This is a genomic window from Ruegeria sp. AL11 (assembly GCF_056540865.1).
On sequence record NZ_JBQFXO010000012.1, the window covers coordinates 139,213 to 156,149 of the forward strand.

The window sequence follows — 16,937 nt, forward strand, 5'->3', positions numbered from 1 at the left end:
CGTTTACTTTCCTTCGAGGCTCAGCGCTTCGTTCACGAGCGCTTCTTGTTGAGCTTTGTGTTGGCTGGCCAGACCCGTCGCAGGCGAGGCCGAGGTTGCGCGGCCGACATAGAGCGGCCGTGTATGCTTGGCGCCGATGCGGGTCAGCACCCATTCGATATTGGGTTCGATGAAGGTCCAGGCACCTTGGTTTTTAGGCTCTTCCTGGCACCAGACGATCTCAGCCCCTTTGAAACGCTCAAGCTCGTTGATCAGCGAGTGCGCTGGGAACGGGTAATACTGCTCGATCCGCATCAGGTAGACGTCGTCGATACCACGGGCGTCGCGTTCCTCTAGCAGGTCGTAGTAGACCTTGCCGGAACACAGAACCACGCGCTTGATCTTGTCGTCTGCGGCCAGCTTGGTGTCCGAGTTGCCCTGTTGCGCATCGTCCCACAGCACCCGGTGGAAGCTGGAGCCAGTGGTGAAATCCTCGGCCGTGCTGACCGCCAGCTTGTGACGAAGCAACGATTTCGGGGTCACCAGGATCAGCGGTTTACGGAAGGTACGGTGCAGCTGGCGGCGCAGGATGTGGAAATAGTTCGCCGGTGTTGTGCAGTTCGCCACGATCCAGTTGTCCTGACCACACATCTGCAGGAACCGCTCCAAACGCGCCGAGCTGTGTTCGGGGCCTTGCCCCTCGAACCCGTGCGGCAGCAGCGTCACCAGACCCGACATCCGCAACCATTTGCTTTCGCCCGAGCTGATGAACTGGTCGAACATGATCTGCGCCCCGTTGGCAAAGTCACCAAACTGCGCCTCCCACAGGACTAGAGCGTTCGGCTCAGCCAACGAGTAGCCGTATTCAAAACCCAGAACCGCATATTCAGACAGCATCGAGTCGATCACTTCGTAGTGCGACTGACCCTCGCGGATGTTGTTCAGCGGATAAAACCGCTCTTCCGTTTCCTGATGGACAAAGCCCGAGTGACGTTGACTGAACGTCCCGCGCGTCGCGTCCTGACCGGACAGTCGAACCGGAAAGCCCTCGGTCAGCAACGAGCCAAAGGCCAGCGCTTCACCTGTGGCCCAGTCAAAGCCTTTGCCACTGTCGAACATCTGTTTTTTGTGGTCCAGCAGACGCGCAACGGTTTTGTGTACCGCAATATCCGCAGGGGCGTGGGTCAGCGCGTTGCCGATCTCGGCCAGAGTCGCCGGGGCGATGGCGGTTTCGCCGCGCACATAGTCCTCTTTGTTCTTGTCCAGATGCGACCAGCGCCCATCCAGCCAGTCGGCCTTGTTGGGTTTATAGTCTTTGCCGGCCTCGAACTCATCATTCAGATGGGCCTGGAAGGCGGCTTTCATATCCTCGATCTCACCTTCGGGGATAAGCCCATCTTTGACCAGACGTTCGGTGTAGAGCGACAGAGTGGTCTTATGCGTCTTGATCTTCTTGTACATGATCGGGTTGGTGAACATGGGCTCATCGCCCTCGTTGTGACCAAACCTGCGGTAGCAGAAGATGTCGATGACCACGTCCTTGTGGAACTTCTGGCGGAACTCGGTCGCGACCTTGGCGGCGTGAACAACCGCCTCGGGGTCGTCGCCGTTGACGTGGAAGATCGGCGCTTCGACCATCAGCGCGATATCCGTGGGATACGGGCTGGAGCGCGAGAAGTGCGGCGCCGTTGTGAAGCCGATCTGGTTGTTCACGACGATATGCATGGTGCCGCCTGTCTTGTGGCCCTTGAGGCCGGACAGACCAAACCCTTCGGCGACCACACCCTGACCAGCAAAGGCCGCGTCACCGTGCAGCAGGATGCCCATAACCTTGGTGCGGTCGGTGTCGTTCAACTGATCCTGTTTGGCGCGGACCTTCCCAAGAACCACCGGGTTCACCGCTTCTAGGTGCGAGGGGTTGGCAGTAAGCGACAGGTGGACGCTGTTGCCGTCAAACTCACGGTCGCTGGAGGCACCGAGATGATATTTCACGTCGCCAGAGCCATCCACATCTTCAGGCTTAAAGCTGCCGCCCTGGAACTCATTGAAAATCGCGCGGTAGGGCTTGCCCATAACGTTGGCTAGAATATTCAGGCGGCCTCTGTGCGGCATGCCGATGACAATGTCGCTGACGCCCAGAGCACCACCGCGTTTGATAATCTGCTCCATCGCCGGGATCAGGCTTTCACCACCATCCAGACCGAACCGTTTGGTCCCCATGTATTTGACATGCAGGAATTTTTCGAAACCCTCGGCCTCGACCATCTTGTTCAGGATCGCCTTACGGCCTTCCTTGGTAAAGGCGATTTCCTTGCCGTAACCTTCGATCCGCTCCTTCAGCCAGGCGGCTTGTTCCGGGTCTGAGATATGCATGTATTGCAGCGCGAAGGTGCCGCAGTAGGTCCGCTTCACGATCTCGACGATCTGCCGCATCGACGCCATCTGCAGGCCCAGAACATTGTCGATAAAGATCGGCCGGTCCATGTCGGCCTCGGTAAAGCCATAGGTCTTCGGATCGAGTTCCGGGTGTGTGCTGGCCGCGCGCATGCCCAGCGGATCCAGATCTGCGGCCAGATGGCCCCGGATCCGGTAGGCCCGGATCAGCATCAGCGCTCGCAAGCTGTCCAGCACGGCGCGCTTGATCTGGTCATCGCTGACCTCTACGCCCTTGTCTGCGGCCTTTTCCTCGATCTTCTTGCCCGCCGCCTTGGCATCGATCTCGGCCCACTCACCGGTCAGCGCCCCGGTCAGATCATCCGCAGGCATCGGCGGCCAGTCGGTCCGCGCCCAGGATGGCCCCTCGGCCTCGCGCTGAACATCCGGAGAAGCGTCACCCATTGCCTTGAAAAACTCGTCCCAAGCGGCATCCACCGCCCCGGGGTTCTTGGTGTATTGGGCATAGAGCTGCTCCAGATACTCGGCATTGTGGCCTTGCATAAAGCTTGAGGCATGGAACGCGGAATTGGGCGTGTGTTCGGTCATTGGGCTACCTCATATGGGTTGGGACCGTATTGGTTGGTGCCTGGTTGAGACGGGCGGGTCAGCCACCACAGAACCAGGAGGGGCGACACAAACAAAACAAGCAGTGTCGGAATGACGATCAGCAGAGTGGCACGTGTGAACAGAATGTCCAGATTGCCGCCATGCTGGAAACTCGAGGCAAGGCCGATGCCGAAGATCAGAACCGCGAAGGCCCCGAGGATCAGCAGGATCGGCAACAGAGCGTAAAGCCCGCTGCGCCCGGAATCGTGCATCCGCCGCCATGCGACGGCCAGATGCGGGAAGAACACAATCAGGCTGACGATGCTTTGCACCGGTTGACGGGACGTGGCGGTTACGGATTTCACGCCATCCCCCTCGGTCACGGAGACCTGAGTGAAGAACTGCGCATCAATGATCCCGGCGATGATGCTCCAGATCACGATGAACAGGAAAAAGAACCAGTATTCGGGCCGTGAGGCGCGACCCGAGAAGGTGAAGAACTTGGAAAAACAAGTGCGGATCGCGTCAGAGAAGGTCATGGCAGTCAATTCACCCCCTTGCGTCGTCACATGAAAAAGAAACGATCAGCGCACGCTCCCTTCCGCGATTGGCTGAGAAAACGGCCCTTTTGCTGCCTATCAATTCGCAAACATAACCAACGCGCCGCACTATTTCATCCTTGGTGGATACGTTGTTTGCGCGAAAGCGGAATTGGTATTTTTTGCTCCCCGATAACTCGAGGTCAAAAAAACCTTTTTCCTTGGCGACTTGGTGTATGCCGCAAGCCTCGTCCTGAATAAACCGTCCCTCACTGGACCAGCCAATACGAACTTCACATTCCTTTGCTTTGGCTTGCCCAGCGGCAGAAGATGCGAATATCGCAGTCGCGAACAAAGACCACAGCCAAGCTAAAGATGAGAAGGATGGACGCAACGCGCCCACCCTTTTTTCGGGCGCCGCCCTTAGAGCGTATGCCCGGCAGTTGATCATTTACCCAATCGCTTCCAGCACTGCCTCACCCAGCGTCGCAGGGCTTTCTGCCACAACGATACCGGCCGAGCGCATGGCTTCGATCTTGTCCTCGGCGCCGCCTTTGCCGCCCGCGACAATCGCGCCTGCGTGGCCCATGCGGCGGCCCGGAGGGGCGGTGCGGCCTGCGATGAAACCGGCAACCGGCTTCTTGCGGCCCTTCTTGGCCTCATCCGCCAGGAACTGTGCGGCTTCTTCCTCGGCCGAGCCACCGATCTCACCGATCATGATGATCGAATGGGTCTCGTCATCCGCCAGGAACCATTCCAGCACGTCGATATGCTCGGTGCCTTTGATCGGGTCGCCGCCGATGCCTACGCAGGTGGACTGGCCCAGACCCACATCGGTGGTCTGTTTGACGGCCTCATAAGTCAGGGTGCCCGAGCGCGACACAACGCCGACCGAGCCGCGCTTGTGGATGTGACCGGGCATGATGCCGATCTTGCAGGCGTCAGGTGTGATGACGCCGGGGCAGTTCGGGCCGATCAGGCGCGATTTGCTGCCTTCGAGCGCGCGCTTCACCTTCATCATGTCCAGAACCGGGATGCCTTCGGTGATGCAGACGATCACTTCCATCTCGGCATCAATCGCTTCGAGGATCGAGTCAGCCGCGAAAGGCGGCGGAACATAGATCACCGAGGCATTGGCTTCGGTCACATGCTTGGCCTCGTGGACCGAGTTGAACACGGGCAGGCCCAGATGCTCCATCCCGCCTTTGCCGGGGGTCACGCCGCCGACCATCTTGGTGCCGTAGGCGATGGCCTGTTCAGAGTGGAATGTGCCCTGCGAGCCGGTAAAGCCCTGACAGATCACTTTGGTATTTTCGTCGATGAGGACTGCCATTTGGCGTTCTCCTATTTTAGGCGGGCCAAGGCCTGCCAGAATTCTTCGGAAAAGTGGGGCGAAACCCACTCCACGGAATTGGGCTTAGCCTTTCACGGCTTTCACGATCTTCTCGGCGCCGTCTTTAAGGTTGTCCGCCGCGATCACGTCCAGGCCAGAGGAATTGATGATCTCTTTGCCCTTTTCGACATTCGTGCCTTCCAGACGTACGACCAGCGGAACCTGCAGGCCGACCTCTTTCACCGCGGCAACAACGCCCTCGGCGATGACGTCACAGCGCATGATGCCGCCGAAGATGTTGACCAGAATGCCTTTGACGTTCGGGTCCGAGGTGATGATTTTGAACGCCTCTGTCACTTTCTCTTTGGTCGCACCGCCGCCCACGTCGAGGAAGTTGGCAGGCTCGGCACCGTAGAGTTTGATGATGTCCATAGTCGCCATCGCCAGACCCGCACCGTTTACCATGCAGCCGATCTCACCATCCAGCGCGATGTAGTTCAGGTCGTACTTGGAGGCTTCCAGTTCCTTGGGATCTTCCTCGGTCTCGTCGCGCAGCTCGGCGATGTCGGGGTGGCGGTAAACCGCGTTGCCGTCAAAGCCCAGCTTGGCGTCCAAAACCTTGAGTTCGCCGCTGTCTGAGACGATCAGCGGGTTTATCTCCAGCATCTCCATGTCCTTCTCGACGAAGGCTTTGTAGAGGATGCCCATCAGGCGCACACATTGTTTGACCTGCGCGCCTTCCAGACCCAGCGAGAACGCGATGCGGCGGCCGTGATAGGCCTGATAGCCAGTCACAGGGTCCACCGAGAAAGAGAGGATTTTTTCGGGCGTGGACGCGGCCACTTCTTCGATATCCATGCCGCCTTCGGTCGAGCAGACAAAAGAGATGCGGCTGGTCTGGCGATCCACCAGCAGGGCCAGGTACAATTCACGCTCGATACCGGAACCGGCTTCGATATAGATGCGGTTGACCTGTTTGCCCGCGGGGCCAGTCTGGTGGGTGACAAGAGTGCGACCCAGCATCTTCTTTGCTTCCTCGGCTGCTTCTTCCACCGACTTGGTCAGACGGACACCGCCTTTTTCACCTGCGTCTGCCTCTTTGAAGCTGCCCTTGCCACGTCCACCTGCATGGATCTGGGCCTTAACAACCCAAAGAGGGCCGTCCAGTTCACCGGCTGCGGTTTTGGCTTCCTCGGCGCGCAGAACCGCGCGACCGTCGGAGACCGGAGCGCCATAGCTGCGAAGAAGCGCCTTGGCTTGGTATTCGTGAATGTTCATCGAAATTGTCCCGTCTGACTACGATTAAACCGATATAGAGGTGTCTAGGGCGCAATTATAAAGGCTTTTTTGACCTCGGAGTGGTTTTTAGTGAAGATTTTTTCGATTTGTGATCACGGTATTTTAGGGTGTGATCACAAAACTAAACGGAATGAGTATTGATTCGAATCCACATCGAACGGAGTTTCAAAACCGCTTCAAAATAGGCATTTGCGACGTTTGCCCTAACATTCCAGGCGGCGGATTAGTGACGTAGTGGGCCCGCCGCATAAAAAAACCGGCCCATTCAGGGCCGGTTCTGAAATTGAGTTTTAGAGCGTTTAAGCCAGCGAGCCGTCGATACCTTTGCAAGCCTCAATCAGGCCCTTGACAGCGTTGACCGAGTTTTCAAAGCCCGCTTGTTCATCTTCGTTCAGCTTGATGTCGACGATACGCTCGATGCCGCCGGCGCCGATGACAGTCGGAACGCCGACATACATGCCGTCAACGCCGAACTCGCCGTTGCAATAGGCAGCGCAGGGCAGAACGCGCTTTTGATCTTTCAGGTAGGCTTCGGCCATTTCGATCGCTGAGGTCGCTGGCGCATAGAAGGCCGATCCGGTTTTCAGCAGGCCAACGATCTCGGCGCCGCCGTCACGGGTACGCTGAACGATGGCGTCCAATTTCTCTTGCGTGGTCCAGCCCATCTCAACCAGATCGGGCAGCGGGATACCGGCAACGGTCGAATAGCGAACCGACGGCACCATCGTGTCGCCGTGACCGCCCAGAACAAAGGCGGTGACGTCGCGCATCGAGACGTTGAACTCTTCCGACAGGAAATGCGCAAAACGCGCCGAGTCGAGAACGCCCGCCATGCCGCAGACTTTGTTGTGCGGCAGGCCCGAGAATTCGCGCAGAGCCCAGACCATCGCGTCCAGCGGGTTGGTGATGCAGATCACGAACGCGTCGGGCGCGTGGGCTGCGATGCCTTCGCCGACCGACTTCATGACTTTCAGGTTGATGCCCAGCAGGTCATCGCGGCTCATCCCCGGTTTGCGGGCGACACCTGCGGTTACGATGCAAACGTCTGCGCCTGCGATGTCCGCATAGTCGCTGCTTCCCGACATTGCGGCGTCAAAGCCTTCGGACGGGCCGGACTCGGCGATGTCGAGCGCCTTGCCCTGAGGCAGTCCGTCAGCGATGTCAAACAGGACGACGTCACCGAGTTCTTTGACAGCTGCAAGATGCGCAAGCGTGCCGCCGATGTTCCCAGCGCCGATCAGCGCAATCTTGGGTCTGGCCATTTGGAATATCTCCGGTCGGTATTGAAATCGCGGGTTTGCTAGTCGCTAAATGGCTTTTGCGCAAGGGTCCTGCGGCGCGGCATGCCACCGCATACCGTTTGCTATCCCCAATCCGATTGCGCTAAACCGCCTGTGAATCAAGCCAATTCCCGGGACGTTTCATGTTTGAATTGAACCTAATGTTTTTTGCAGTCGCGATCCCGGCGGTGATCTTTGCGGGCATCTCGAAGGGTGGGTTTGGCTCGGGCGTGGCCTTTGCGTCGTCGTCGATTCTGGCTCTGATACTAACACCGGGGCAGGCGTTGGCGCTGATGCTGCCGATCCTCATGGTGATCGACATGGCCACGCTGGGACCCTACTGGAAACGCTGGAGCTGGCCGGATTCGCGTTTGCTGATCCTGGGCGCGGTTCCGGGTGTTCTGCTGGGTACCTGGCTTTACCGCGTTACAGATGACGACCTGCTTCGCCTGCTGATCGGAGGGATCTCGATCGGGTTTGTGATCTGGCACGTCGCCCAAAGCAAAGGCTGGATCCGCGGTTTCACCCGCCGGTTGCCTGCGTCTGCAGGTCTGTTCGCGGGGCTTGTCGCCGGGTTTACCAGCTTCGTCAGCCATGCAGGAGGTCCACCGGCTGCCGTCTATCTGTTGTCCCAGCGCCTGTCGAAGACCGAGTTTCAGGCCTCGACCGTTTTGGTGTTCTGGGTGATCAACGCCGCGAAATTCGTGCCCTATGCCTATCTTGGCCTGTTCACATGGCACACGGCGCTGGCGGACCTTCTGTTGACCCCGTTCGCCATATTGGGGGCCTGGTTGGGCGTCCGGGCGCATTTCATGCTGTCCGAACGCCTGTTCTTTGACATCGCCTATGTGTTGCTGACCCTGACCGGAGGCAAGCTGATCTGGGACGCGCTGACCTAGGTATTTGGCGGCAGGGAATCGGCCATCTGTTCATAGGCCTGCCCTGAGGCCACAAGGCAGGTCATCCCGTCCCGCAGGGTCACCGTGATCGTCCAACTGCCGGATTGGTCCGAGGCAAACAGCTCCATCACCGCACCCTGACGGGCAATGCCGATCCCCCGGCGCGTTTCGCCATAGGTCTCGGCAAGGCGCTGCAACACATCGGCCCGAGGGGCGCAATTGCGGGCCTGGGCCTGAACCTGTTGCGCCGCGAGGACCATGATTCCCAGCCCAATTGTCATCTTTAATACTGTCTTTTTCATCTCTGACCCCATCTGTCTCCAGTCGTCCAAAGCCTGCGGTCAAGAGGGCGATATTGCGTTAAAGCAGAGAGCGTTGCGTCACTTATGCTGCGTTGCGGCGATTTTTACCTTGAACTTTCCTGAGAAAAATGCCCCTTTCTGCGCAATATTATTTCAACGGGAGAGGCCAATGCACCCGCGTCAGCGCCCTTATCGCTCGGTTCTATACATTCCCGGTTCGCGTGACCGGGCCTTGGACAAGGCCCGCACATTGCCGGTTGATGCCATCATCTTCGATCTGGAAGACGCGGTGGCTGCCAACGAAAAGGCCAATGCACGCGAGACCCTGAAGGCAGCTCTGGCCGCTGGCGGATACGGCCCTCGGGTCAAGATCGTGCGCATCAACGGGCTGGATACTCCGTGGGGCGCAGATGACGCGAAAGCCGTGCGCGAGATGGATGCCGATGCGGTTTTGCTGCCCAAGGTGAACTCCGCCGTAGATGTGGATGCTTTGGCCGCGATCACCGGGGACCTGCCGATCTGGGCCATGATGGAGACCCCGCGCGGTATGCTGAATGCAGCCGAGATTGCAGCGCATCCGCTGATGGCGGGTTTCGTGATGGGGACAAACGATCTGGCCAAGGACCTGCAAACGCGGTTCCGTCCGGACCGTCTGCCGCTGATGACCTCACTTGGTCTTTGCCTGCTTGCGGCCAAGGCCGAGGGGCTGATCATCGTTGACGGCGTCCACAACGCCTTCAAGGACACCGATGGTTTGGCGGCGGAATGCGAACAGGGCCGCGATATGGGCTTCGATGGCAAGACGCTGATCCACCCGGCGCAGATCGAGGTCACCAATGCAGCCTTCGCCCCGTCGGATGACGAGATCGACCTCGCCCGCCGTCAGATCAGCGCGTTTGAGGAAACCGAGGCGCAAGGGCAGGGCGTTGCAGTGGTTGACGGCAAGATCGTTGAAAACCTGCATGTTGTAACTGCCCGCGAAATTCTGGCAAAAGCGGAGGCGATTTCAGCTTTGCAAGCGGGGTAAGCCAGCATGGGCTTTGTTCTTCTGATCCTTGGTGTGGCGCTATGGTGGGCTGCACATCTGTTCAAACGCGTCATGCCTGCGCAACGCGCGGCTATGGGCGATGGCGGCAAGGGGGCTGTGGCGCTGGCGCTGGTGGCCGCGATCTTGCTGATGATCTTCGGCTACCGCATGACCGAGTTCATCTATGTCTGGGCGCCGCCAAGCTTGATGACCCATATCAACAACCTGTTGGTGCTGATCGCGATCTACATGATGAGCCCGGCCCCCAAGAAAGGCCGTCTGCTGCATAAGCTGCGCCATCCGATGCTGGGTGGGTTCAAGCTTTGGGCCTTTGCGCATCTACTGGTGAATGGCGATCTGGCCTCGATCATCCTGTTCGGCGGGCTTTTGGCCTGGGCCGTGGTCGAAGTGATCGTGATCAACAAATCCGAACCCGACTGGACCCCTGGCGAACCCGGCACCTATGGCATGGACGCGATGTTCTTTGTTGCCTCGATCGTGCTGCTGGGTGTGATCGGCTATATCCACGGGCTGGTCGGCCCGTCTCCGTTCGGATGATAAGGACCTGAAAGAATGGCAAAACTCTATCGCCTGCTGACCGAGGAAGACACCTCGGCCTTCTGTCACAAAGTGTCGGACGCCTTGGCAAAAGGGTGGGAGCTTTATGGCGATCCCTCCTACGCTTTCGATCAGGCCAACAACGTCATGCGGTGCGCGCAGGCTGTGACCAAAGAGGTCGACGCGGACTATTCACCTGAGATGAAACTGGGACAGCAATAATGGCAAAAACCAATCCGGGCCGCTTTTTCGAGGACTATTCCGTCGGGCAGGTGCTTCCGCACGCCGTCCCTCGCACCGTGACGGAGGGAGAGCGCGGCCTCTACCATGCGCTCTACCCTGCGCGTCATGCACTGTATTCCTCGGATGAGTTCGCGCGGGCCTGTGGATTGCAGGAAAGCCCGATTGATGATCTGGCGGCCTTCCACGTCGTGTTCGGCAAAACGGTGCCCGATATCTCGCTGAACGCCGTGGCCAATCTGGGCTATGCCGAGGGGCGTTGGTTGCTACCGGTTCATGCGGGCGACACGCTGCGGTCGGTGTCCGAGGTGATCGGGGTCAAGCAGAACTCGAACGGCAAGACCGGCGTGGTCTGGGTGCGGACGCGCGGTCTGAACCAGTTAGACGAAGTGGTCCTAGAATATGTCCGCTGGGTGATGGTGCGCAAGGCCAACCCGGATGCGCCAGCACCGGAAACGGTTGTGCCCGATCTGAAGAAAGTGCTGGAGCCGAGCGATCTGGTCATCCCCGAGGGGCTGGATTTCTCGAACTACGATTTCACCCTGGCGGGTGAGCCGCATCGTTGGGGCGACTATGAGATCGGTGAAACCATTGACCACGTGGACGGCGTGACGGTGGAAGAGGCCGAGCATATGTTGGCCACACGCCTATGGCAGAACACGGCCAAGGTGCATTTCGACCTGACCTTCCGCCCTGAAGGCCGCCTGATCTATGGGGGTCACGTGATCTCGATGGCGCGGGCCTTGTCGTTCAACGGCCTCGCCAATGCGCAGATGATCGTGGGTCTGAATGCCGGCGCACATGCCAACCCTTGTTTCGCAGGAGACACGATCAAGGCGTGGTCCGAGGTTTTGGGCAAGGCCGAAACCGACGTGCCCGGAGTAGGGGCGATCCGCCTGCGTCTGGTGGCGACCAAAGGCGGCGCGCCGTTCGAGCTGCGCGGCGAAGACGGAAAATACACGTCGGACGTGCTGCTGGACCTCGATTATTGGGCCTTGATGCCGATCTAAAGCGTTTCGGGTTTACCTGAATCATCAAGTGACACGAATGTCCCGAGAACGCTGCAAGCGTGGCAGGGTATTCGTGTCACAGGTATAACCCGAAACGCTAAAATCGGGTTACAGTGATGTGAACACAGCACCCGCAATCCGTGCTAGGGTGGCGGCATGTTTCTACGTTTTCTCACCCTTTTCCTGTGCCTTACACGCCCCGCCTGGGCGTGCGATCTGGCGCTGGCCTTGGCGGTGGATGTCTCCGGCTCTGTCGACAGCAGCGAATACCGCATTCAGATGGATGGCCTCGCCGCTGGGTTGCGTGACCCGATCGTGTCCGAGGCCTTGGTGCGCGGGCAGGCGCGGGTGATGCTGGTGCAGTGGACGGGCGAATCCCGCCAGCGGGTGACGATCCCGTGGACGAAAATCGACAGCTTTATCGCTCTGGAGAAGTTTGCTGATCAAGTTGCGCAGGATCCAAGGGTCTGGCGAAACTTCTCAACCGCGATCGGAGAAGCTTTAGAGGCCACCCTGCTGCGGTTTGACGAAGTGGCAGAGTGCAGGCGACTGCTGATTGATATCTCGGGAGACGGGGTTTCCAACGAAGGGATTGAGCCGACGCAGATTCATGGGCTTCTGAAAGATCGAGGCGTGACGGTAAACGCAATTGCCATCGAAGAAAGCGAACCGGATCTGACGGCCTACTTCTTTGAGAACGTCATCTTCGGAGAGGGGGCTTTTGTCGTGTCGGCTTCGGGTTTTGCTGATTACCCGGAGCGCATACGAAAAAAGTTGCTGCGCGAGGTGACGCAGCAATCTGCCGGTTTTCGATGATCTGTAGGGATTCGTGATCACAATGCTTCTGCGTTGAAAACGCTAACATAGAATGATCGCATTGTATTTTGTGATCACACTTTTAAAGTGCGTGATCACAATTGGTCAAAATCACCGTTTTTGAGGCAATTTTACCTGTTTTTGCAGGTGCAGCACGTGACAGAAGCGCAAAAACAAGTAAAAAGTCTGGTAGCCAAAGTAAGAGGAGCCGCCATGGCCGATGTCAATCGGGGCAACCGCCCGCTCTCGCCACATATTATGATCTATCGCCCACAAATGACTTCCATGTCATCCATCATGGTTCGGTTTTCCGGCCTCGGGGTGTTTGCCGTTGCCATTCTGGTCGTCTGGTGGCTGCTGGCAGCGTCAACTTCGGAAAGTGCATTTGCGCTGATCGACGGGTTCCTGACCAGCTGGTTCGGCAAGCTGATCCTCATCGTCGCGACCTGGGCGCTTTGGTATCACACGCTGGGCCGCCTGCGTCACGTGTTCTGGGACTTCGGCTACTGCCTCGACGTGAACACCTCGGAAAAGCTGGGGATGGGTATGTTCATCGGGGCCACCGTCCTGACCATTCTCACCGTGCTTGTGGTTTAAGGAGACGGACATGCGATATCTGACCGACCGCAAACGCGCGCAGGGCCTGGGCGCAGGGAAATCGGGAACACAAACCCATTGGCGTACCATGGTGCGCGCGATGATCCTGACCGTGCTGGTTCCCATATTTATCATCACCTTCGGAATGGGCCTCGGCGGCACGTATGAAGAGGTTCTGGCCTATTTCAGCCGTCCTTTCCCTGCGATTGTCACCGCCCTGACGCTGGTCGTGGGCCTGCAGCAGCTTATGTATGAGGCGCAGGAAACCATCGAAGACTATATCCATGGCATTCTTGAGAAAATCTCTCTCGTTGCGATGTGGGCGCTTGGCTACACGCTGATGGCTGCGGGGCTGTTTGCCCTGGTCAAGCTGGCCCTGTGACGCGCGATAAGGAACAAGAACAATGACAGCAGCATATGAATATGAAACCCACGAATACGACGTTGTCGTCGTAGGCGCAGGTGGGGCCGGTCTGCGGGCAACATTGGGTATGGCCGAGCAGGGTCTACGTACAGCCTGTGTCACCAAAGTGTTTCCGACACGCTCACACACGGTTGCCGCGCAAGGTGGTATTGCCGCGTCCCTGTCCAACATGGGGCCTGACCATTGGCAATGGCACATGTACGACACCGTAAAGGGTTCGGACTGGCTGGGTGACACCGATGCGATGGAGTACCTTGCGCGCGAAGCTCCCAAGGCCGTTTATGAGCTGGAACACTACGGCGTGCCCTTCAGCCGTACGGAAGAGGGTAAAATCTATCAGCGCCCCTTCGGCGGTCACACCACCGAGTTTGGCGAAGGCCCTGCCGTGCAGCGTACCTGCGCGGCCGCAGACCGGACCGGTCACGCGATCCTGCATACGCTTTATGGACAATCGCTGAAAAACAACGCTGAATTCTACATCGAATATTTCGCCATCGACCTGATCATGTCCGAGGACGGGCAGTGTCAGGGCGTCGTCTGCTGGAAGCTGGACGACGGCACGATGCATGTCTTCAACGCCAAGATGGTTGTACTGGCGACCGGCGGTTACGGTCGTGCGTATTTCAGCGCGACCTCGGCCCATACCTGCACCGGCGACGGTGGCGGCATGGTGGCCCGTGCCGGTCTGGCCCTGCAGGATATGGAGTTCGTTCAGTTTCACCCGACTGGAATCTACGGCTCGGGTTGCCTAATCACAGAGGGTGCTCGGGGTGAAGGCGGTTATCTGACCAACTCTGAAGGTGAGCGGTTCATGGAGCGCTATGCGCCCCAATATAAGGACTTGGCGCCGCGCGACTATGTCTCGCGTTCGATGACGATGGAGATCCGTGAAGGTCGTGGTCACGGTGATGATGGCGACCACATCCACCTGAACCTTAGCCACTTGCCAGCCGAGGCGCTGGCGGAACGGCTGCCTGGAATCTCGGAATCGGCACGTGTCTTTGCGGGTGTTGACGTTACCAAGGAACCAATCCCGGTTCTGCCGACCGTGCACTACAATATGGGCGGTATTCCGACGAATTATTGGGGTGAGGTTCTCAACCCAACTGCAGACAACCCAACCGCAGTTGTTCCCGGCCTGATGGCAGTGGGCGAAGCGGGTTGTGCTTCGGTCCACGGTGCCAACCGTCTGGGCTCTAACTCTCTGATCGATCTGGTGGTCTTTGGTCGCGCGGCGGCCATCCGGGCCGGTAAAGTAGTGGACGCAGACGCGCCGAACCCTGTGCTGAATCAGGCATCGGTTGACAAGGCATTTGATCGGTTTGACGCCGTACGGAACGCCTCGGGCGCAGTCCCGACCGCTGACCTTCGGCTTGAAATGCAAAAGACCATGCAGCAGGACGCGGCCGTGTTCCGGACCGCAAAGACCATGGCGGAAGGCGTCGAAAAGATGACGGCGATCGCGGCTAAGATGGACGATCTGAAGGTTTCGGACCGGTCTCTGGTTTGGAACAGTGACCTGATGGAGTCACTGGAACTGACCAACCTGATGCCAAGCGCTCTGGCCACCATCGTGGGGGCCGAAGCACGCAAAGAGTCCCGTGGCGCACATGCGCATGAGGATTTCGCAGAGCGCGACGATGAGAACTGGCGTGTCCACACCGTCAGCCGGGTCGAGGGTAACAAGGTTGAACTCAGTTACCGTCCGGTGATCGTTGATCCTCTGACCAACGAGGATCAGGGCGGCATCAGCCTCAAGAAAATCGCGCCTAAAGCGCGGACTTTCTAAGTAGGGGCAGGCATCAGGCAATGAGGTGCAAGCGCCACATACCCACCGACGCGACAAACGCCCCTTTCGGGCGCGGTGAGGGGTGCTTGCCATGACGGTTGAACAGCTGCCCTCGGGTCCGCGGGCCCCCAAGATCATCCTGATCGGTCTGAACCGCTGCGCCACCACGTCGCTGCACAAGCTGTTTCAGAACAGCGGCATCGCGTCGGTGCATTGGGTGGACAATCAGGGGGATAATCTGGCCCAAAAAATGGTGACGAATATCGCCATGGGTCGGAAACCACTGGATGGGTTCGGCCCGGTCCGGGCCTTTACTGACATTGCCTTTGTGAATGCACGGTTCATGCTGGATGGCACGCGGTTCTTCCGCGAGTTGCATGCTGCTTATTCGGATGCCTACTTTCTGCTGAACACGCGCAATCGCGAGGATTGGATTTCGTCGCGCGCGCTGCACAGCAATGGCGGCTATCTCGAACGCTGCTGCAAGGCCAACGGGATGGGCGCAGACGAGGTGAAACAGGGCTGGCGCCGGATGTATGACGTACACCACGCCGAGGTGCAGGCCTATTTCGACGGGAACCCAAGGTTCCTGCGCTTTGATATCGACCGCGATGACCCTCAGGCGATTGCCGACTGGTTATCTGCGGATTTTGACGTGAACATTGCCCATTGGGGGCACTACAATCGAGGCGCGTCTGACCGCGCCCGGACAGGCTGAATGGAGAATTGACATGGTTCAACTGACCCTGCCCAAGAATTCCCGGATCACCACCGGTAAGACATGGCCCAAACCGGACGGCGCGAAGAACCTGCGCAAGTTCCAGATCTATCGCTGGAACCCTGATGACGGCCAGAACCCGCGTGTCGACACGTATTTCGTCGATATGGACACTTGCGGTCCGATGATTCTGGACGCGCTGATCAAGATCAAGAACGAGATTGATCCGACCCTGACCTTCCGCCGTTCGTGCCGGGAAGGGATCTGTGGCTCCTGCGCGATGAACATCGACGGGATCAACACGCTGGCCTGTATCTACGGCATGGATGAGATCAAGGGCGACGTGAAGATCTATCCGCTGCCGCATATGCCGGTGGTCAAGGACCTGATCCCCGACCTGACGCATTTCTACGCGCAGCACGCCAGCATCATGCCGTGGCTGGAAACCAAGACCAACCGCCCCGCGAAAGAGTGGAAGCAATCGATCGAAGACCGCAAGAAGCTGGATGGCCTGTATGAATGCGTGATGTGTGCCAGCTGCTCGACCTCGTGCCCGAGCTATTGGTGGAACGGCGACCGCTATCTTGGCCCCGCAGCTTTGCTGCACGCCTATCGCTGGATCATCGACAGCCGCGATGAAGCCACTGGTGAACGTCTGGATGAGCTGGAAGATCCCTTCAAGCTGTATCGCTGCCACACGATCATGAACTGTGCAAAGACCTGCCCGAAGGGTCTGAACCCGGCGGCAGCGATCGCGCAGATCAAGAAGATGATGGTCGAACGCTCTGTCTGATCGACCGATGCGCTTGCCGTGCTGCGGCAAGCGCATGCCCCCTTTGCAAAAACGTCCGATGTCGTCGGTCCACTGACGCCGTATATTTGCAGAAGGGAGGAGTGATGAAATCAGGATCACTCCGATGAGTACACAAGCAAACACACCGAAACCTGACGCCAAGGAAGCTCTGACCCTGTTGGAGCAAGCTTGGGCGTATTACACGCCAGAACCTGTTGGTACTGAGGATCAGCGAGCGCCTGATCTGTTCGAATACGCAAACGCAGCCTAACACCAGCCTTGCCATTTGCGGCTGGAGCGGGCCAAACAGAACTATGCCTGTTATTCTGCTTCTTCTGGCCGCTGGGGTTTT

At 58.4% G+C, this 16,937-nt stretch carries 19 protein-coding genes; 12 read left to right on the top strand and 7 right to left on the bottom strand.

Annotated elements, in window-relative coordinates:
* Positions 1-3: 3 nt before the first annotated feature.
* The 6 genes from ACR0IP_RS19435 to mdh form a co-directional block, all read right to left on the bottom strand.
* Positions 4-2,961 (bottom strand): 2-oxoglutarate dehydrogenase E1 component, encoded by a 2,958-nt coding sequence (locus ACR0IP_RS19435; RefSeq protein WP_480527388.1) that lies wholly within the window; start codon positions 2,959-2,961, stop codon positions 4-6.
* Positions 2,958-3,500 (bottom strand): DUF805 domain-containing protein, encoded by a 543-nt coding sequence (locus tag ACR0IP_RS19440; protein WP_170378982.1) that lies wholly within the window; start codon positions 3,498-3,500, stop codon positions 2,958-2,960. The genes ACR0IP_RS19435 and ACR0IP_RS19440 overlap by 4 nt, the downstream gene beginning before the upstream one ends.
* A gap of 10 nt (positions 3,501-3,510) precedes the next feature.
* The gene (locus tag ACR0IP_RS19445) at positions 3,511-3,951 is read right to left on the bottom strand and encodes a hypothetical protein (RefSeq protein WP_480527390.1); all 441 of its coding nucleotides are present in this window, start codon (positions 3,949-3,951) and stop codon (positions 3,511-3,513) included.
* Positions 3,952-4,833 (bottom strand): succinate--CoA ligase subunit alpha, encoded by an 882-nt coding sequence (gene sucD, locus ACR0IP_RS19450; protein ID WP_170378979.1) that lies wholly within the window; start codon positions 4,831-4,833, stop codon positions 3,952-3,954.
* A gap of 84 nt (positions 4,834-4,917) precedes the next feature.
* Positions 4,918-6,111, bottom strand: coding sequence for an ADP-forming succinate--CoA ligase subunit beta (gene sucC, locus ACR0IP_RS19455; protein WP_170469002.1), 1,194 nt, complete (start codon positions 6,109-6,111; stop codon positions 4,918-4,920).
* Positions 6,112-6,431: 320 nt separating this feature from the next.
* A complete protein-coding gene (gene mdh, locus ACR0IP_RS19460) occupies positions 6,432-7,394 on the bottom strand; it encodes a malate dehydrogenase (protein ID WP_170378975.1) in 963 nt (320 codons plus the stop codon).
* Positions 7,395-7,555: 161 nt separating this feature from the next.
* Here mdh and ACR0IP_RS19465 point away from each other — a divergent pair, with 161 nt between their 5' ends.
* A complete protein-coding gene (locus ACR0IP_RS19465) occupies positions 7,556-8,311 on the top strand; it encodes a sulfite exporter TauE/SafE family protein (protein WP_480527393.1) in 756 nt (251 codons plus the stop codon).
* On the opposite strand, the gene ACR0IP_RS19470 is transcribed toward ACR0IP_RS19465, so the two are convergent.
* Complete coding sequence (locus ACR0IP_RS19470; RefSeq protein WP_170691502.1) at positions 8,308-8,613, bottom strand: hypothetical protein; 306 nt, start codon at positions 8,611-8,613, stop codon at positions 8,308-8,310. The two genes, ACR0IP_RS19465 and ACR0IP_RS19470, sit on opposite strands and share 4 nt — an antisense overlap.
* 169 nt (positions 8,614-8,782) lie before the next feature.
* Here ACR0IP_RS19470 and ACR0IP_RS19475 point away from each other — a divergent pair, with 169 nt between their 5' ends.
* From ACR0IP_RS19475 to ACR0IP_RS19525, 11 genes are all read left to right on the top strand, one after another.
* Positions 8,783-9,640, top strand: a complete 858-nt coding sequence (locus ACR0IP_RS19475) for an HpcH/HpaI aldolase/citrate lyase family protein (protein WP_480527396.1) — start codon at positions 8,783-8,785, stop codon at positions 9,638-9,640.
* 6 nt (positions 9,641-9,646) lie between these two features.
* On the top strand, positions 9,647-10,198 hold the full coding sequence (locus ACR0IP_RS19480) for an NnrU family protein (protein WP_480527398.1): 552 nt from the start codon (positions 9,647-9,649) through the stop codon (positions 10,196-10,198).
* Between the two features lie 15 nt (positions 10,199-10,213).
* Positions 10,214-10,420 (top strand): DUF1737 domain-containing protein, encoded by a 207-nt coding sequence (locus tag ACR0IP_RS19485; protein ID WP_170378966.1) that lies wholly within the window; start codon positions 10,214-10,216, stop codon positions 10,418-10,420.
* Positions 10,420-11,448 carry a MaoC family dehydratase gene (locus ACR0IP_RS19490; protein ID WP_480527400.1) on the top strand — a complete coding sequence of 343 codons (1,029 nt, stop codon included), beginning with the start codon at positions 10,420-10,422 and terminating at the stop codon, positions 11,446-11,448. The genes ACR0IP_RS19485 and ACR0IP_RS19490 overlap by 1 nt, the downstream gene beginning before the upstream one ends.
* A 156-nt stretch (positions 11,449-11,604) precedes the next feature.
* Complete coding sequence (locus ACR0IP_RS19495) at positions 11,605-12,264, top strand: DUF1194 domain-containing protein (protein ID WP_170666835.1); 660 nt, start codon at positions 11,605-11,607, stop codon at positions 12,262-12,264.
* Positions 12,265-12,477: 213 nt separating this feature from the next.
* Positions 12,478-12,861, top strand: a complete 384-nt coding sequence (gene sdhC, locus ACR0IP_RS19500) for a succinate dehydrogenase, cytochrome b556 subunit (RefSeq protein WP_170378960.1) — start codon at positions 12,478-12,480, stop codon at positions 12,859-12,861.
* A gap of 10 nt (positions 12,862-12,871) precedes the next feature.
* On the top strand, positions 12,872-13,243 hold the full coding sequence (locus ACR0IP_RS19505) for a succinate dehydrogenase, hydrophobic membrane anchor protein (protein WP_170468973.1): 372 nt from the start codon (positions 12,872-12,874) through the stop codon (positions 13,241-13,243).
* A gap of 22 nt (positions 13,244-13,265) precedes the next feature.
* On the top strand, positions 13,266-15,074 hold the full coding sequence (gene sdhA, locus ACR0IP_RS19510; protein ID WP_170378956.1) for a succinate dehydrogenase flavoprotein subunit: 1,809 nt from the start codon (positions 13,266-13,268) through the stop codon (positions 15,072-15,074).
* Positions 15,075-15,165: 91 nt separating this feature from the next.
* Positions 15,166-15,792: a sulfotransferase gene (locus tag ACR0IP_RS19515; protein ID WP_170691491.1), complete on the top strand. Its 627-nt coding sequence runs from the start codon at positions 15,166-15,168 to the stop codon at positions 15,790-15,792.
* Positions 15,793-15,805: 13 nt separating this feature from the next.
* Positions 15,806-16,585 carry a succinate dehydrogenase iron-sulfur subunit gene (locus ACR0IP_RS19520; protein WP_170462678.1) on the top strand — a complete coding sequence of 260 codons (780 nt, stop codon included), beginning with the start codon at positions 15,806-15,808 and terminating at the stop codon, positions 16,583-16,585.
* Positions 16,586-16,709: 124 nt separating this feature from the next.
* Positions 16,710-16,856 (top strand): hypothetical protein, encoded by a 147-nt coding sequence (locus tag ACR0IP_RS19525; RefSeq protein ID WP_480527404.1) that lies wholly within the window; start codon positions 16,710-16,712, stop codon positions 16,854-16,856.
* Positions 16,857-16,937: the final 81 nt, after the last annotated feature.

Coding starts and splice junctions, on each gene's coding strand:
- ACR0IP_RS19435 (WP_480527388.1), bottom strand. CDS start 2,961: ATGACCGAACACACGCCCAATTCCGCGTTCCATGCCTCAAGCTTTATG.
- ACR0IP_RS19440 (WP_170378982.1), bottom strand. CDS start 3,500: ATGACCTTCTCTGACGCGATCCGCACTTGTTTTTCCAAGTTCTTCACC.
- ACR0IP_RS19445 (WP_480527390.1), bottom strand. CDS start 3,951: ATGATCAACTGCCGGGCATACGCTCTAAGGGCGGCGCCCGAAAAAAGG.
- sucD (WP_170378979.1), bottom strand. CDS start 4,833: ATGGCAGTCCTCATCGACGAAAATACCAAAGTGATCTGTCAGGGCTTT.
- sucC (WP_170469002.1), bottom strand. CDS start 6,111: ATGAACATTCACGAATACCAAGCCAAGGCGCTTCTTCGCAGCTATGGC.
- mdh (WP_170378975.1), bottom strand. CDS start 7,394: ATGGCCAGACCCAAGATTGCGCTGATCGGCGCTGGGAACATCGGCGGC.
- ACR0IP_RS19465 (WP_480527393.1), top strand. CDS start 7,556: ATGTTTGAATTGAACCTAATGTTTTTTGCAGTCGCGATCCCGGCGGTG.
- ACR0IP_RS19470 (WP_170691502.1), bottom strand. CDS start 8,613: ATGAAAAAGACAGTATTAAAGATGACAATTGGGCTGGGAATCATGGTC.
- ACR0IP_RS19475 (WP_480527396.1), top strand. CDS start 8,783: ATGCACCCGCGTCAGCGCCCTTATCGCTCGGTTCTATACATTCCCGGT.
- ACR0IP_RS19480 (WP_480527398.1), top strand. CDS start 9,647: ATGGGCTTTGTTCTTCTGATCCTTGGTGTGGCGCTATGGTGGGCTGCA.
- ACR0IP_RS19485 (WP_170378966.1), top strand. CDS start 10,214: ATGGCAAAACTCTATCGCCTGCTGACCGAGGAAGACACCTCGGCCTTC.
- ACR0IP_RS19490 (WP_480527400.1), top strand. CDS start 10,420: ATGGCAAAAACCAATCCGGGCCGCTTTTTCGAGGACTATTCCGTCGGG.
- ACR0IP_RS19495 (WP_170666835.1), top strand. CDS start 11,605: ATGTTTCTACGTTTTCTCACCCTTTTCCTGTGCCTTACACGCCCCGCC.
- sdhC (WP_170378960.1), top strand. CDS start 12,478: ATGGCCGATGTCAATCGGGGCAACCGCCCGCTCTCGCCACATATTATG.
- ACR0IP_RS19505 (WP_170468973.1), top strand. CDS start 12,872: ATGCGATATCTGACCGACCGCAAACGCGCGCAGGGCCTGGGCGCAGGG.
- sdhA (WP_170378956.1), top strand. CDS start 13,266: ATGACAGCAGCATATGAATATGAAACCCACGAATACGACGTTGTCGTC.
- ACR0IP_RS19515 (WP_170691491.1), top strand. CDS start 15,166: ATGACGGTTGAACAGCTGCCCTCGGGTCCGCGGGCCCCCAAGATCATC.
- ACR0IP_RS19520 (WP_170462678.1), top strand. CDS start 15,806: ATGGTTCAACTGACCCTGCCCAAGAATTCCCGGATCACCACCGGTAAG.
- ACR0IP_RS19525 (WP_480527404.1), top strand. CDS start 16,710: ATGAGTACACAAGCAAACACACCGAAACCTGACGCCAAGGAAGCTCTG.